This is a genomic window from Sphingomonas sp. Ell38C01, assembly GCF_055231975.1.
In genome coordinates this window covers 3,195,624-3,211,134 of the sequence record NZ_JBUYVA010000001.1, presented here as the reverse complement: position 1 = coordinate 3,211,134, position 15,511 = coordinate 3,195,624, and the positions used below count along the sequence as shown (strand labels likewise).

At 62.9% G+C, this 15,511-nt stretch carries 9 protein-coding genes; 7 read left to right on the top strand and 2 right to left on the bottom strand.

Annotated elements, in window-relative coordinates:
- Positions 1–2: 2 nt before the first annotated feature.
- Together ACV7NO_RS15225 and ACV7NO_RS15220 are read right to left on the bottom strand one after the other, a co-directional pair.
- A complete protein-coding gene (locus ACV7NO_RS15225; protein WP_463406803.1) occupies positions 3–737 on the bottom strand; it encodes a SapC family protein in 735 nt (244 codons plus the stop codon).
- Positions 734–2,296: a tryptophan halogenase family protein gene (locus ACV7NO_RS15220; protein WP_463406802.1), complete on the bottom strand. Its 1,563-nt coding sequence runs from the start codon at positions 2,294–2,296 to the stop codon at positions 734–736. The genes ACV7NO_RS15225 and ACV7NO_RS15220 overlap by 4 nt, the downstream gene beginning before the upstream one ends.
- 149 nt (positions 2,297–2,445) lie before the next feature.
- Between ACV7NO_RS15220 and ACV7NO_RS15215 the strand changes: the two genes are divergently transcribed.
- From ACV7NO_RS15215 to ACV7NO_RS15185, 7 genes are all read left to right on the top strand, one after another.
- Positions 2,446–5,247, top strand: coding sequence for a TonB-dependent receptor (locus tag ACV7NO_RS15215; RefSeq protein ID WP_463406801.1), 2,802 nt, complete (start codon positions 2,446–2,448; stop codon positions 5,245–5,247).
- An 88-nt stretch (positions 5,248–5,335) separates the two neighbouring features.
- Complete coding sequence (locus ACV7NO_RS15210; protein ID WP_463406800.1) at positions 5,336–8,569, top strand: glycoside hydrolase family 2 TIM barrel-domain containing protein; 3,234 nt, start codon at positions 5,336–5,338, stop codon at positions 8,567–8,569.
- 365 nt (positions 8,570–8,934) lie between these two features.
- The gene (locus ACV7NO_RS15205; RefSeq protein WP_463407373.1) at positions 8,935–10,119 is read left to right on the top strand and encodes a cation:proton antiporter; all 1,185 of its coding nucleotides are present in this window, start codon (positions 8,935–8,937) and stop codon (positions 10,117–10,119) included.
- 347 nt (positions 10,120–10,466) lie between these two features.
- Entirely contained in the window at positions 10,467–12,038 is a 1,572-nt protein-coding gene (locus ACV7NO_RS15200) for an alpha-N-arabinofuranosidase (protein ID WP_463406799.1), read from the top strand.
- A gap of 405 nt (positions 12,039–12,443) precedes the next feature.
- A complete protein-coding gene (locus ACV7NO_RS15195) occupies positions 12,444–13,673 on the top strand; it encodes a tyrosine-type recombinase/integrase (protein ID WP_463406798.1) in 1,230 nt (409 codons plus the stop codon).
- Positions 13,674–13,790: 117 nt separating this feature from the next.
- Complete coding sequence (locus tag ACV7NO_RS15190) at positions 13,791–14,309, top strand: hypothetical protein (RefSeq protein ID WP_463406797.1); 519 nt, start codon at positions 13,791–13,793, stop codon at positions 14,307–14,309.
- A 30-nt stretch (positions 14,310–14,339) separates the two neighbouring features.
- Positions 14,340–15,469, top strand: a protein-coding gene (locus ACV7NO_RS15185; RefSeq protein WP_463405004.1) for an IS3 family transposase whose coding sequence is annotated in 2 segments (ribosomal slippage) — positions 14,340–14,592 and positions 14,592–15,469 — 1,131 coding nt in all. Because the reading frame shifts where the segments join, the coding sequence is not laid out codon by codon here.
- The last annotated feature ends 42 nt before the right edge of the window (positions 15,470–15,511 follow it).

Sequence of the window (15,511 nt, the reverse complement as noted above, 5' to 3'; positions counted from 1 at the left end):
GGCTAGAATGTGTGATAATCCTCGTTGTCGGACAACCGGATGACATGCAGCCGTTGTTCCGCGCCGGCATTGTGCAACTGGCATAATCGTTCGACCTGGGAGAGCGACGCGGTGAGCAGCGCAGCCGAGGCGAGGGCTCCGGAGCGATGCATCGGCACGACAGCATCGTCCGGCAATTGCATCAGTGCTTCGGTGCTGATCGTGTAGAGTCCGTCGATTACATGATCGTGGCCGGAATCGTCACGAAGCACGAAGTGAAGCGGCCGGATGAGGCGCTGCACGCCATAGCCATCGACGAGGCTGCGCGCCGCATCGATGTCCGCCAGCAAATCCTCCAGCGCCGCTGCGATCCCGGTCGGCAGCGACGTCGGTTCACCGTCGCGAAACAGCGGGTCGCCCGAGCTGCCGATCGAGGGATCGCTCGCATCCACCGCCAGTCCTGCGACACCGCCCGCATCGAGCCGGAAGCCCGTCAGTTGCAATGCGCGCGGGCAATAGGTCGCACGGAAACGGCAATCGTGGACGAACAGGTTGACCGGTTCCACGAGACCCGTGAGCGCCACGAGGTTGAACTTGCCGGTGTTCGCATCCTTGGCGAGGCAGATCGGCATGTCCGCGGCGACCAGCGCGATTTCGGACAGTCCGATCTGGACGATGCGCCGGGCAGGGCCGACGACGGTGCGATCGAAACACAGCGATCCGTGGTCGGTACGGTTCAGGGGGCGAACCTGGCTCATACCAGCTGAAGCCCGTGTTCGCGGACCGCACGCAGGAGATCGCGGTGCCGCGGCAACTTACCCATCAGGTCGGTACGAATCCGCGCATTTCGCGCAACGAGCGCGGCGACCGACGCGCCCTCGGCGGTGGCGGGCCGCCCCATATAGCTCCCGCCGAAGCGCATTCCGTGGAGAATATATTGGTAGCTGGGCCAGGAGAAGACCTCGCGCGCGTGCGAGAAGTCCTGCGGCGCCGGTGAGTGGTGCGTCCACAGGTCGAGACGTTCCTGCAACGCAGCAGGGATCGATGATGCCGCGACATTGTCGCGCCAGAAATCGGTGTCGCGTCGCTTGGTGAGGACATAGTGGAGTTTCAGGAACTCGATGATCCGTTGCCAGTGATGCTGGAAGGTCTCGTTGAACTGCCGCGATACCGCATCCATCGTCGATCGGGTCTGCGGCAATCGATCGACCAGCGCGTCCAGTGACGTTTCGATCAGCATCAGGGCCGATGCCTCGAGCGGCTCGATAAACCCTGCGGACAGGCCGATCGCGACGCAGTTGTTCTGCCAGAAGCGCGCGCGATGACCGGCGATGAAGGCGATCTTGCGCGCCGTCAGGGCGTCCGCGGCGGGGCCGACATAGCGCCGCAGTGCCGCTTCGGCCTCGTCATCGCTGGTGTGGGCGCTGCTGTAGACATGCCCGACGCCGCGGCGCGTCCACAGGCCGATGTCCCAGACCCACCCTGCGTCCTGCGCGGTCGAGATGGTATGGCACGCGATCGGGTCGTCTTCGCCCCGATACGGCACCTGCATCGCAAGGGCCCGGTCGGCGAAGAGAATATCGCCGCAGGGCTGGAACGGGACATCGTAGACGCCGCCGATCAACAGCGCGGCAAAACCCGAGCAATCGACGAACAGGTCGCCGGCGAGCGCGCGGCCGTCCGCCAGTTCGACGCTCTCGATATCGCCATTGTCCCGCTGATGGACCCGAACGACGTCGCCGACGACATGTTCGACGCCGAGCGAGGCGACCGCGTGGTCGCGCAACAATGTCGCGAACCTGCCCGCGTCGAGATGGTACGCGTAATTGGCGTGACCGCCATATTCCGGCGCGGTGATGGTCTTGGGCGCCAGTCCCGCCTCGCAAAGCGCGGCCTGGTAATCGACCCAGTCGGCGAAGTCCGTGTCGTCGGCGTCCGCTCGATTGAGCCAATAGGGCGCAAGATCGATGTCCCCCATGCCCGCGGGGGGATTGAGCGGATGATAATAGGCATCGGCCGGCGTGCCGTCGGTCCAGCCGACGAAACATGCCCCCTGCTTCAACGCCGCATCGCATGACCGGATGAACGTCGTTTCGCTGATGCCGATCTTGCGCAGCGTATTGCGCATGGTCGGCCACGTGCCTTCGCCCACGCCGACACTTGGCACCGTCGCTGATTCGACGAGTCGGACCGTAAGATTGCTGCCGGTCTGAACCGCCCGTGCGGCCAGCCGACAGGCGGCAAGCCAGCCGGCCGACCCGCCCCCGACCACCACGATCGCCCGTACACCCTCGTGTGTCACGTCCACCTTTGGCATCACTTCTCCCGCCTTTTCAAGGCATTGAGCCTCACATTACCTGTGATGGCATTTATAAGATAATTGGGAATTGTATTTGTCAGATAAATCTGTAGCAGATGGCTCAGGTCTGCTCAATCGAGGCGGGTCAAAAATTCAGAGGGAGAGTGATGATGATCAAGCAAGGGCGGTCGAAATCCAAAATTCTTTATGCCGCATATGGGCTTGCGAGCGCATTTGGCGCGCTGATCGTCACGGCGTCTGCAGCGGCGCAGGTGGCACCGGGACAAGCCGAGGCGGATGTCAGCGCAGAGGACATCGTCGTGACCGGTATCCGCCGCAGTATCGAATCGTCAGGTGCGCAGAAGCGCGAAGCCTCCGGCATCCTCGATGCCATCTCGTCCGAGGATCTGGGCAAGTTCCCCGACGCGAACGTCGCCGAATCGCTCCAGCGGATCCCCGGGGTCGCGATCGACCGCAGCAACGGCGAAGGCCAGTCCGTGACCGTTCGCGGCCTGGGCCCCAACTTCAACACGGTTCTGTTCAACGGACGCAGCTTCGCGTCGGACAACTACAACCGTTCCTTCTCGTTCGATCTTCTCCCCGCAGAACTGATCAGCGGCGCACAGGTGTACAAGAGCTCGCAGGCGCCCCTGCAGAGCGGTGGCATCGGTGCGACGATCAACCTCCAGACGCCCAAGCCGCTGGCCCTGAAAGAATTCAAGGGCGTCTTCACCGCCAAGGCGAACTACGAGAAGAACAGCGAAAAGTTCACGCCGCAACTGTTCGGCCTGCTGAGCGACACGTTCGCCGACGGTAAGCTAGGTCTGCTCGCGTCGCTTTCCTATCAGCGCCGCAAGGCGGCGGTGACGTCGATCACCACGGACGGCTACATCCCGCGCACGGCGGTGGGCCCAGCCAACGCGCCGCTGTTCACCAACGTCTACGCCCCGCGTAACCAGGACGTCGGCACGACGCTTGACGACCGGACGCGTCTTGGCGCGACGTTGGTCGCGCAGTATGCGCCCAGCGACGAACTCACGTTCACCGTCGATGGCCTGTTCAACCGCTTCAAGAGCGATTCTACCCGCCGCGCGCTCGGCAGTTGGTTCGAGCCGTCGAGCTACACGGCGGCGACGATCGACGGCAACCGTTCGATCACGTCCTTGACGACCAATGGCAACGCTGACTTCATCGCCGGCGGCGCGGTGCGCGAAACCAAGACGTATGAAGCCGGGTTCAACGCCGAGTGGCGTCCCAGCGACACCGTGCACATGGTATTCGACGCGACGTGGTCCCGTGCCAAGAACGCCGGCGGCGGCAAGAGCTATTTCGCGGTCATCGGATCGCCGTCGCGCTACTCGTTCACCGCCGCGGGGCAGAACGAAATCCCCTCCACCTTCGGTTATGGCGCCGGAGCACTGACCGATCCGTCGCGGGGGCTGACGCATATCGCCGGAATCAGCGGCAACGACATCACCGAGAAAGTGAATGAATTCCGCTGGAACACCGAGTGGAAGCCGGGCTGGGGGATCTTCGATACGTTCCGGTTCGGCCTGACGCGAACCTCCCGCGACAAGAACAACGTGCCGATCACGTCCGACCCGAATGTCGGCTGCGTCTATTGCGGGTATCCGACGGCGGCCGATCCCTCGTTGCTGAGCCTGTACACGCTGAATTCGCTCGGAGCGGGCAGCGGCTCGGTGCCGGCCCAGTTTCTGAGTTTCGACGCCCGTCGCTACTTTTCGTTCCTGACCAGCCCGGCGGCAACGGCGGCGCTGGATCGGGCTCGCAATCAGCCTGTCGGCACCACTGCGGCGCTGTATGCCACGACCAACGGCTATGCCGTGTCGCCCCAGCCTTCCAGTCGTGTCAAGGAAGTGGTGTATGCAAGCTATGCCGACATGGATCTCAACGGCGATATCGGTGGCATGCCGTGGTTCATCAACGTGGGCGCCCGTTACGAATATACGGAACTGCAGTCGGACGGCCAGCAGCTGCAACTGACCGATCTCCTGCCCGTGCCGGGCGATCCCACGATCTACAACGGCGTCTTTGGCAACAATCGTGCGGCGGTATCGGTCTCGCGTCGATCCTCCTACAACAACTTCCTGCCGAATCTGAGCGCACGGCTGAGCTTCACGCCGAAGTTCCAGCTTCGTCTGGCGGCGTACAGGACGCTGACCCGGCCCGCGATCGGGGATCTCGCCCCGAGCCTCAACTTCGAAACCCTGCGGCCGGCCACGCTGACCGCAAGCGGCGGCAATCCCGCCCTGAAGCCCTACCGTGCGACGAACTTCGACGCATCGCTGGAATGGTATCCCACCCCGACGACGACCGTGTCGGCTGCCGTATTCCACAAGACGATCGATGACTTCATCGTCCAGAGCTTTGGCGACGAGGTGTTCCCGATCGCCAATGCCGGCAACCTGCCTGTCGGGGGCCTCATCGTTAGCCGGAATGCCGCGAGGTTCAGCGTTCGTCGGCCGCGCAACGCGCAGTCGCTCAAGGTCAAGGGGCTGGAACTCAACGTGGTGCACACGCTGGACTGGTTGCCCGGCGTCCTCAGCGGCTTCGGCGTGCAGGCGAACGCCACGTTCGTGGAGACGAACAGGGAGTTCGATATCAACCAGGTCGGCCAGTCCTTTGCTGCCGAAGGGATCGGCAACTCGCAGAACGCGACCATATTCTATGAAAAATACGGCATCTCGGCCCGCATGGCCTACAACCGTCGCGAACGCTTCCTCCAGACGCTTGCCGGCGGCCCCGGCAACGAGCCTGTCTTTGTCCGCAACTACGGCCAGTTCGACGGTAGCATCTCCGTCAACGTCACGCCCTTTGCGCAGGTGTTCGTAGAGGGTACGAACCTGTTCAATGCCAAATACATCACGACCGGACGGTTCGACAATCAGGTGCTGACGTACCAGAATTTCGGGCCGCGCTACGACGCGGGGGTACGCTTCTCCTTCTGATACCGGCCAGGGTGCGGACGGGTCCGGGTTACCGGCCCGTCCGCCTCTTTCCAGCTCGGCGAACGGGCGGTTGACCAGGATTGTTCTTATGAAAAATTTCGGTTTTGGATGCGCGGTCGCGATCGTTGCGATCGGCGATCTGGCGTCCGGCGGCAGCGCGCGCGCACAGGCCCCCAGCGTCCAGCCGGTACAGATCGATCCATCGCGTCCCGATTGGGAAAACCCGGCGGTGTTCGCCCGCGGCAAGATGCCCGCGCGCGCCACCGGCTTTCCGTTCGAGACGCGGGACGAAGCCATCGCGGGCGACCGCACGAAGTCTGCGCGTTTCCTGTCGCTCGACGGTCCGTGGCGTTTTCAGTTCTCGCCCAGTGCGGACGCGGTGCCGACCGGGTTCGAGCGGCCCGATTACGACCTGTCCGCCTGGAAATCGATCAAGGTGCCCGCCGACTGGCAGGCCGAGGGATACGACCAGGCGCGCTACAACAACATCACCTATCCCTTTCCCGCCAATCGCCCGCTGATCCCGCACGCGACCAACCCGGTCGGATCCTATCGCCGCGATATCGAGATCCCGGCCGGCTGGCGGGGGCAGGACGTCATTCTGCACATCGGTGCGGCCGGGTCGGCGTACCGCGTGTGGGTCAACGGTCAGAGCGTCGGCTATTCGGAGGATTCCAAGCTGCCGAGCGAGTTCGACGTCACCCGCTGGGTGAAGCCGGGCCGCAACATGATCGCGATCCAGATCCATCGCTGGTCGGACGGCAGCTATCTGGAGGATCAGGACTTCTGGCGCGTGTCGGGAATCGAGCGCGAGGTCTTCCTGATGGCCGCGCCGCCCACCCGCGTGCGCGACGTGTTCGTCCATGCCGGACTGTCCGACGATTATCGCGACGGCGTGCTCGGTGTCGATGTCGCGGTGACTCCGGGCGTCGCCACCAGCGCGCGCTACGTCCTGACCGATGGCGATCGTCAGGTGCTGGAGGGCCGCATGGCCGTACCCGCCGGAAAGGACGAACGCAGCGTCACGCTGCGCGGTCGCGTCCCCGGCGTGAAGGCGTGGACCGCCGAAACGCCCAATCTCTACCGGTTGCTGGTCGAGCTCTACGACGCGAAGGGCCGCATCATCCAGTCGACCGTCCGGTCGATCGGCTTTCGCACGGTCGCGATCAGGAACGGGCTGGTCAGCGTCAACGGTCGACCGATCACCATTCGCGGCGTCAATCGCCACGAGCATGATCCCGAAACCTTCCACGTCGTCAGCCGCGAATCGATGGAACGCGACATCCGGCTGATGAAGGGCGCCAACATCAATGCGGTGCGTACGTCGCACTATCCCAACGACCCGTATCTCTACGAACTCGCGGATCGATACGGCCTCTACGTCATGGACGAGGCGAATATCGAGAGCCACGCCTATATGGATTATGCCAACAAGCATCCCGAGGATCGCGGCAAATATCAGATCGGCTTCGACCCCGCCTGGAAGGACGCGCATGTCAGCCGCGTCGTCAACATGGTCGATCGTGACAAGAACCATCCGTCGATCATCTTCTGGTCGCTGGGCAACGAAGCCGGCATCGGCCCCAATTTCGAGGCGGCTGCGGCTGCGGCAAAGGCGCGCGATCCGGGTCGCCTCATCAGCTATCTCGGCTGGGGCACATGGGACGGGATCAGCGACCATCGCCCCAACTGGTACGCCGATATCTATGCGCCGATGTACGATCCGGCGGTGAAGCTGGCGGATTATGCCACCAACTGGAATTTCAAGCAGCCCGTGATCCAGTGCGAATATGCGCACATGATGGGCAATTCGGGCGGCAACCTGAAGGAATATTGGGACACGATCTACGCGCACCCCGACAAGCTGCAGGGCGGTTTCGCGTGGGACTGGGTCGATCAGTCGATGTATCGCTATACGAAGGACGGTCGGCGCTATTGGGGCGACGGCAGCGAATATGGCCCCAATCCGGGCGGCGAGATCGAATTCGGCGACGGGTTGCTGCAGTCCGATCGCACACCCAATCCCCCCTTCTACGAGCTGCGCAAGGTCTATGCGCCGGTGCAGTTCGACAGCTTTGATCCTGCCAGCGGCAGGGTCACGGTGCGCAACCGCCACGATTTCAGCACCCTGTCCGGCTTCTATCTGGACTGGACGGTGGAGGAGAACGGCGTCGCGGTCGCGTCGGGCAAGCTGCCCGGCCTGACCACCGCCGCGCGTAGCGCCGAAACGATCACGTTGCCCGTGGCGTCGGTCACACGGCGACCCGATGCGGAGTATTTCGTCACCGTCACGGTGCGCGCAAAGGGCGGCACGGTGCCGCTGGTGCCGGGTGGCACGGTGATCGGCTTCGAGCAGTTCGCGCTGTCGCCGGCTGCCGTTCCCGCCTTGCCATCTCCCTCCGCTGCCAAGGCGGTCGCGGTAACGCAGGCGAGCGGCGGCATCACGCTGGCCGCGGGTGGCGCCTCGCTGGAAATCGATCGCAAGACCGGGCTGGTCGCCGGATATCGCAAGGACGGGCGGATCATCGCGAGCGGGGGGCAACCGCATTTCTGGCGGGCGGTGACCGATAACGACATCGGCATCGGCACCGACAAGCAGCTGGCGATGTGGAAGACGATGAGCGATACTCGCACGGTCCGCTCGGTGATCGCGGATCGGAGCGCCGGGGCGATCGTCGCCACCTATGATCTGGGCAATGGCACCGCGGCGTTCGAGACGCGCTATACCATGGCGCCGGACGGGTCGGTCGGAATCGCGGGCCGGTTCACGCCGATCAAGCAGGACCTTCCCGGCCCATTTCGCGTCGGACTGGCCCTCGCGATGCCCTCCGACCTGAAGACGGTCGAATGGTACGGCCGTGGCCCGCACGAAAGCTATGTCGATCGCCTGACGTCGGCGCCGATCGGCCTGTGGCGCGGCGCGATCGCGGCACAGAACCACGACTATATTCGCCCGCAGGAAACCGGCAACAAGGTCGATGTGCGCTGGATGGAATTGTCCGACACCACCGGCGGCGTGCGGATCGAGGGCGACCGGCCGCTGATGATGAACGCGCTGGCGTTCCCCTACGCGGACCTCGATCGCAAGACGCCGGGCACGTGGAAGTCCACCGACGTGGTGCCGCACGGCCAGGTCACGCTGCTGGTCGACGCCGCACAGTGGGGCGTCGGCGGAGACACGCAGTGGAGCGAATTCGGCAAGCCGCTTGCCGCCTATCGCGTCCCGCTGACGCCGGTCACCGTGGCGTTCCGCCTGACGCCGTTCATGGGGCAGGGAACGACCCCCGAAAGGGCTCGATCGGCCGCGGAACCGGCCCAATAGCAAGTCGGGATGACGCAGCGAACGCCACCGAGGCGGTGCGAAGGCCGAGGAAGGCGTGAGTGGCCCACACCCGGACCTGGCTGACGAGGCCGGACCAGGTCGACATTCCACCCATTCCGTTCGCCTCAGGTCGCCGTCGGGCTTGTCGAGACGGCGTACACGTGAGGTCGGTGCCCAAAGGGAGCCTCTCTCGATACTGGATATCGACAGGCGCGGCCCCTAGTCGAGACGAACGGTTCGGGTGAATGGCGATCCGCGTCAGGTCCATAGGCGACGACGGGTATCGCCGGCCGTGATCGTGGCTCGTCTTGGGGAAGGCGCGCTTTCACGCCATTATCGCGCAACAGGGGGGAATCTGCATGCGCATGACGCCGACGGAGGTGTTCCTCCTGGCAATAATGGTCATCTTCACGATGCCATATCTGGTGTGGCGGCTGGGACGGACGGATTTCTGGGCACCGCTCGTCGTCGTTCAGATCGTGGGGGGCATCCTGCTCGGGCCTGGGGTGCTGGGGGCTACGTTCCCGGACTATTATGCGACGATCTTCACGGCCGCGACGCTGGGTTCTCTGAACGGTATCGCATGGTGGGCGGTCATGATGTTCGTCTGGGTCGCCGGCATCGAGCTCGATCTGGCCGAAGCGTGGAAATGCCGTCGTGAAACGGGCGTGACCGCCGGCTTGGCGCTCGCTTTTCCCCTCGCGATCGGTAGCCTCATGGCGTTGCTGATGCTGCGCTTTCCCGGCTGGCGTGGACCGGACGGCGCGACGTGGCAGGTGGTGCTGGGCATCGGCATGGCATGCGCGGTGACCGCCCTGCCGATCCTGGTGCTGTTCCTTGAAAAGCTGGATATTCTCCGCCATCCGCTCGGCCAGCGTATCCTTCGGTACGCCAGCATCGACGATATCGCGATCTGGGGCGTGCTGGCGTTGATCCTGCTCGATTGGGAACGGGTCGGGCGACAGGCCGGATTTCTGGCCGGCTTCGCGGTGGCGACCGTCATCGTCCGCCGATTGATGGCGCGGATCGAAGAGCGCGACCGCTGGTATGTCAGCCTCATCTGGCTCGCGGGATGCGGCTTCGCGGCGGACTGGGCGGGGTTGCACTTCATGGTCGGCGCCTTCGTGTCGGGCGCGGTCCTCGAACGCCGCTGGTTCGATACCGGGCGTCTCGATCAGTTCCGCCACTTCGTGCTGCTTGCGGTGATGCCGGTGTTCTTCCTGTCGACCGGCCTCAAGACGCAATGGGGCGTCGGCGGCGCGCAGGTCTGCGGTGCCGCCGCGCTGCTGCTCGCGGCTTCGGTCGGCGGCAAGCTGGCGGGGGTTCACGTCGCCGGGCGTATCCTCAAGTGGCGCAAGGGCGAGGCCGCGGTAATCGGCTGGCTGCTCCAGACCAAGGCGTTGATCATGATTATCTTCGTCAACATCCTGCTGGACAAGAAGATCATCACCCACGAGACATTCACCGCGCTGCTGCTCATGGCACTGGCCAGCACGATGCTGACCGTGCCGATGGTCACGCGCCGGCTTGCCCGCTTGTCCCAAGTGTGAGCGGCTTGCTGGCATCACGATGTCGGGGGCGCCTCGGTCGTGAGCGCTCGACGGTAGGAAATGGCGGTCGAACACGCTTCTGGCGGAGCGGAAGCACGACGTGTCTGTGCTGAAGGAAAGCGAAACGCCGGCTTCAGATCGTCGTTCGATCCGCAGGCCCAAGAACCCTGCTGTCGCGCTCGACACCCGTTGCCGGAGGCGCGCAGGGCGATGATCCCAGGCTCTTACCGAATTGCCTCGTTTCGAACATCCTGTCGGGGCCGCACTGCCCTTGCATCGCCTCGCTGCCGGGCTATTGTCTGACATTTAGTTCCGCCATTCGAGCGGACCCACGGGAGAACGGGATCATGCGCGGAACAATCGTGGGCGCGGTCGCGCTTGCCCTGTCCACTCCGGCGTTCGCGCAGCAGGGAATGCGTGCCGCGGTGCCGGCCGATGGTGCGCGCGCGACCGTGACGGTCCACGGCGACACGCCCGCACCAAAATTCGACCGACGCATCCTCGGCCAGTTCGCCGAGCATCTGGGCTCGGGCATCTATGGCGGGATCTGGGTGGGCAAGGGCAGCAAGGTGCCCAATGTCGACGGCTATCGCCGCGACGTGCTCGACGCGCTGAAGGCGATCCGCGTGCCGGTGATCCGCTGGCCGGGCGGGTGCTTCGCGGACGAATATCACTGGCGCGAGGGGATCGGCGCACCGGGCAAGCGCAAGGTTAAGATCAATACCCACTGGGGTGGGGTGACCGAGGACAATGCCGTCGGTACGCACGAGTTCATGAACTATTCCGAACTGGTCGGCGCGGAACCGTATGTTTCGGGCAATATCGGCTCGGCACCGCCTTACGAAATGGCCGAGTGGGTCGAGTACATGACCTCTCCGACGGGATCGAGTCTAGCGAAGGAGCGGGCAGCCAACGGGCGCAAAGCGCCCTGGGCGCTGCCGATGTTCGGCCTCGGCAACGAACTGTGGGGCTGCGGCGGTGCCATGCTGCCCGACTATGCAGCGGACGAGACACGGCGCTATTCCACCTTCGTCAAGGCGCCGAGCGGCGTGAAGATCATGAAGATCGCCAGTGGGGCCAACATGGCCGACTATAACTGGACCGATGTGATGATGCGCAAGGCCGGCGACACGTTCGACGGCATCGGCATCCATTACTATACCATCCCCTATACCTGGGAGAAGAAGGGCGCGGCGACCGGCTTCGACGAAGACCAGTGGGCGCGCACGCTGGCCAAGACGCTGAAGATGGACGAATACATCACCGGCCATGCGAAGATGATGGACAAGCACGATCCGCAGAAGCGCGTCGCTCTGCTGGTCGACGAATGGGGCACCTGGTACGATGTGGAGCCCGGTACGAACCCCGGCTTCCTGTACCAGCAGAACTCGCTGCGCGACGCCCTGGTGACGAGCCTGAACCTCGACATCTTCGCCAGGCACACGGACCGCGTACGCGGCGCCAACATCGCACAGATGGTCAACGTGCTCCAGGCGATGCTGCTGACCGACGGTGCGCGGATGGTGAAGACGCCGACCTATTGGGTGTTCGATCTGTACAAGGATTATCAGGACGGCCTCGTCCTGCCCGTCGAGGTGCAGTCGCGCTGGTACAACAAGAACGAATGGACGATGAAGGCCGTCAGCGCGAGCGCGGTGCGCGGCGTCGACGGTGCAGTCCATATGGGGCTGACCAACGTCGATCCGAACCAGTCCGCGAATGTCACCGTGACGCTTGCCGGGGTGAACGGCAAGGCCGTCACCGGCCGGATCGTCACCGCGGCGGCGATGGACGCGCACAATACGTTCGATGCGCCCGACACGGTGAAGCCGGCCGCCTTCACCGGCGCGACGCTGGCCGACGGCATGCTCACCGTGACCTTGCCGCCGAAGTCAGTCGTAATGCTCGACATCCGCTGAGACACGCGCCGCGGCGTCCCACAGCCGCGGCGATGGTCCAGCATTCTGGTTTGGCTCGAAACCGTACAAGGCTATGAAAATGGTGGACGCACTTGGGCTCGAACCAAGGACCCGCTGATTAAGAGCGCAAAGCACCTTAAACCGCATGTTACGCTGCGTTACCGAAATAGACCCAAAGCAACGACTTAGTTAACCGAAAAGTCGGTCGTCGGTACATTGGTGTAACATAGCGTAAAACTAAACGGTACCTGAGCGATACCTCTGGCTAGTAAGCGGGTATGCCCACCTATCAAAAATAAGTAGCTCCTAAGATAACCCGCAAGAAATGTATTGACACTCATTTCGCTTGCCAGTCTGATCTGACTCCTATTAAGCGCGTCGTCCTTCAACAGAAAGGATCGACGAATGCCGAAAAAAGTGATCAGCGATAAGATGATACAGTCCATCAGTACTGTAGATAAGTCTTATGAGATTCAGGATGCGAGGTGTCCAGGACTCGTAGTATGTGTATATCCCACTGGTAACCACTCCTTTGCACTTCGCCGGCGAGTGAATGGTACTGGAAAGAAGTTCACTTTCGGTCCATGTTCGCGGTACAGTGTTGAAGAAGCCCGCCAATGGGCTTGGGGCATGCAGCGGGGATATGATCAGGGTGGCGATCCGGTCCACGAGGTGGCCGCGAAGGAGCAAGCTGCAGCACAACGCGCATCTCGAACGGTCGACTGGCTCTTCGAAAAGTATATGGCCCACGAAGGCAACACCCGTCGGTCCGCGAGCGAGAAGCGGCGGATGTACGAGCGGGACATCCGCCCTGCCATCGGCGACATGTGTTACTTCGACGTCGAGCATAACCACTTGGCTCGCATCCTTCAGGCGAAGGTCGAGCACGCTCCCGCGATGGCCAACGGGCTGCAGAGTTTTATGCGTCGGAAATATCGGTGGGCTACCACGAAGGGGCGGCACATCACCGACCTTACCGTCGATCCTGCGGCTCACCTGATGAAGCTCGGTGAGGTCCATGCTCGCGAGCGGACGCTCAGTAACGCTGAAATCCCTTTGCTCATGAAGGCATTGGACCAGCGGGGAGGTCCGTTTCGAGAACCGCTGTTAATGGTCCTGCACACCGGCTGCCGTCGTGCTGAGGTATTCGGTATGCGCTGGTCGGAGATCGATTTTGAACGCGGCGATTTTCTTCTTCCCAGTAGTCGAAGCAAGACCAAAGTGGAACTCTTGTTGGGTCTTCCGCCGGTGATGATCGATTTGCTCTCAGATGCTCATGGACGCCGCAGGAGGGATCAGCAGCTCGTCTGGCCGAGCCGCAACCATCCCGATCGGGAGATGAGTGGGTTTAGCAAGATTACTTCCACCCTCAATGCGGACATGGCGAAGCTTGCGGAGCCGATGGGGCTGAAGATCGATCCTTGGAGCATTCATGATCTCCGTCGCACGGTTGTGACGGGTATGAACGGACTGCTTGATGAGCACGATCAGCCCCGTATTCCTCCGCACATCGTCGAGCGCGTGGTGAACCACAAGCTCCCAGGGCTGCAATCGGTGTACAATCGATACCCGTATTACGGTGAAAAGAAGGCTGCGTTACTCGCGTGGGCTACGCATCTCGAGAGTCTCCGCTGACAGTCGGCATTCACGAAAGAAGGTTCGGGCTGACAGTGCTTGCTTCTAAACAATCTGGACACGCTCGCTGGAAATAGTGCCAATCCCCATAAAATATAAGTATAGGACCGATCAAAAATGATGAATGTGCAATGGCAAGTTAATCAGCTGCAATATACGCAGCGTGATATTATCGCGATGGCCGGGGAGCTGAAATTCGGGCCATATGTCTATCACGACCTGTATGACCGTCTGGGTATGGGCATGGGTCGCGCTGATAATGTGACGTCAAGCATAGCGGTGATGTTGTTCGCCACCGCCCGCAAGTTGGGTATGCCTATCGATGTTGTCTCTAAGCATGCTTCGCAGCTGATCTATTCCGCAATGAACTACCTCTGTGGCCAGAACTCGGTCTGGCGATTTGAAGGCTCCGAGGAGGACCAGACCTCGTTCAACGAGTGGTTCTTCCACCAGCCTGAGTTCGAGCGGGTGTTGCGTGCGAAGCAGTTGCTTCAGATTGCAGACCGACGTTGTTCTCGGTTTTTGACGTGGAACGGACAGAAGGTAGGCACGGCGGATCAGGCAGATGAGATTTTTGAAAAGCGGCAGCTCGCTGGGGTTGCGATGACGTGCTCCCCTGAAACTCTGCCAGTTTGAGCTAGAGTCCGCCTTCGTGAGGAGACGGACGTGAAGAAGACCAGGTTCAGCGAGGAGCAGATCATTGCGGTGCTGCGCGAGCAGGAGGGCGGGATGAAGACCGCCGACGTGTGTCGCAAGCACGGGATCAGCAGCGCCACCTTGTACGCGTGGAAGGCCAAGTATGGCGGCATGGACGTGTCGCAGGCGCGCAAGCTGAAGGTGCTGGAGGAGGAGAACGGCCGGCTCAAACGGCTGCTGGCCGATGCCATGCTCGACAATGCCGTTCTGAAGGAGGTCGCGGCAAAAAACTGGTGAGGCCCGCCGCTCAGCGGAAGGCTGTCGAGCATGCTCGACGGTTGTTCGGCATCAGCGAGCGTCGGGCCTGTACCATCTTCGGCGCGGACAGGACGTCGGTGCGCTACGCGCCCCGGCGTAGTGATGATGGCGACCTACGGTCGCGGCTGCGAGAGATCGCGTCGGAACGTCGTCGCTTCGGCTACCGGCGGCTTGGCATCATGCTGGCTCGTGAGGGCCTGGTCATGAACCACAAGAAGCTGCTGCGGCTTTACCGCGAGGAGAACCTGCGGGTCAGGCGCCGTCGTGGCCGGAAGCGAGCCATGGGGACAAGGGCGCCGATGACGCTGCCGCAAGGTCCGAACCAGAGATGGAGCCTCGACTTCGTCAGCGACACGCTGATCAGCGGCCGGCGCATCCGCATCCTTGCGGTCGTCGATGACTTCACGCGGGAATGCCTCGCGCTGGTGGTCGACACCTCACTGTCAGGCGCCCGCGTCGCTCGCGAGCTCGACGCCATCATCGCGGCCAGAGGCGCACCGCCGCTGATGATCGTGAGCGACAACGGCACCGAGCTGACCAGCCTGGCGATCCTGAGATGGACGCAAGAGCGACCCATCGAGTGGCACTACATCGCGCCCGGCAAGCCGCAGCAGAACGGCTACGTCGAGAGCTTCAACGGCCGCCTGCGCGACGAGTGCCTCAACGAGACGCTGTTCGTGTCGCTCGGCCACGCCCGCTCGGTGCTGCGGCTCTGGCGCGACGACTACAACCACGTGCGGCCGCATAGCGGCGTTGGCGGGCTGACGCCCGCCGATGCTGCCAGGCAGGTTGCGCAACACCGCCCCGAGGGGCACCATACCAACCCCGGACTCCAGTTATGACTGGTAGAGCTTTGGGGAGCACGTCAGCGATCGTCGACGCCA

What these genes read in the sequence shown, in the direction of transcription:
- ACV7NO_RS15215 (WP_463406801.1), top strand. Translation starts at nt 2,446, where the DNA reads ATGATGATCAAGCAAGGGCGGTCGAAATCCAAAATTCTTTATGCCGCA.
- ACV7NO_RS15190 (WP_463406797.1), top strand. Translation starts at nt 13,791, where the DNA reads ATGATGAATGTGCAATGGCAAGTTAATCAGCTGCAATATACGCAGCGT.
- ACV7NO_RS15220 (WP_463406802.1), bottom strand. Translation starts at nt 2,296, where the DNA reads ATGCCAAAGGTGGACGTGACACACGAGGGTGTACGGGCGATCGTGGTG.
- ACV7NO_RS15205 (WP_463407373.1), top strand. Translation starts at nt 8,935, where the DNA reads ATGACGCCGACGGAGGTGTTCCTCCTGGCAATAATGGTCATCTTCACG.
- ACV7NO_RS15210 (WP_463406800.1), top strand. Translation starts at nt 5,336, where the DNA reads ATGAAAAATTTCGGTTTTGGATGCGCGGTCGCGATCGTTGCGATCGGC.
- ACV7NO_RS15225 (WP_463406803.1), bottom strand. Translation starts at nt 737, where the DNA reads ATGAGCCAGGTTCGCCCCCTGAACCGTACCGACCACGGATCGCTGTGT.
- ACV7NO_RS15195 (WP_463406798.1), top strand. Translation starts at nt 12,444, where the DNA reads ATGCCGAAAAAAGTGATCAGCGATAAGATGATACAGTCCATCAGTACT.
- ACV7NO_RS15200 (WP_463406799.1), top strand. Translation starts at nt 10,467, where the DNA reads ATGCGCGGAACAATCGTGGGCGCGGTCGCGCTTGCCCTGTCCACTCCG.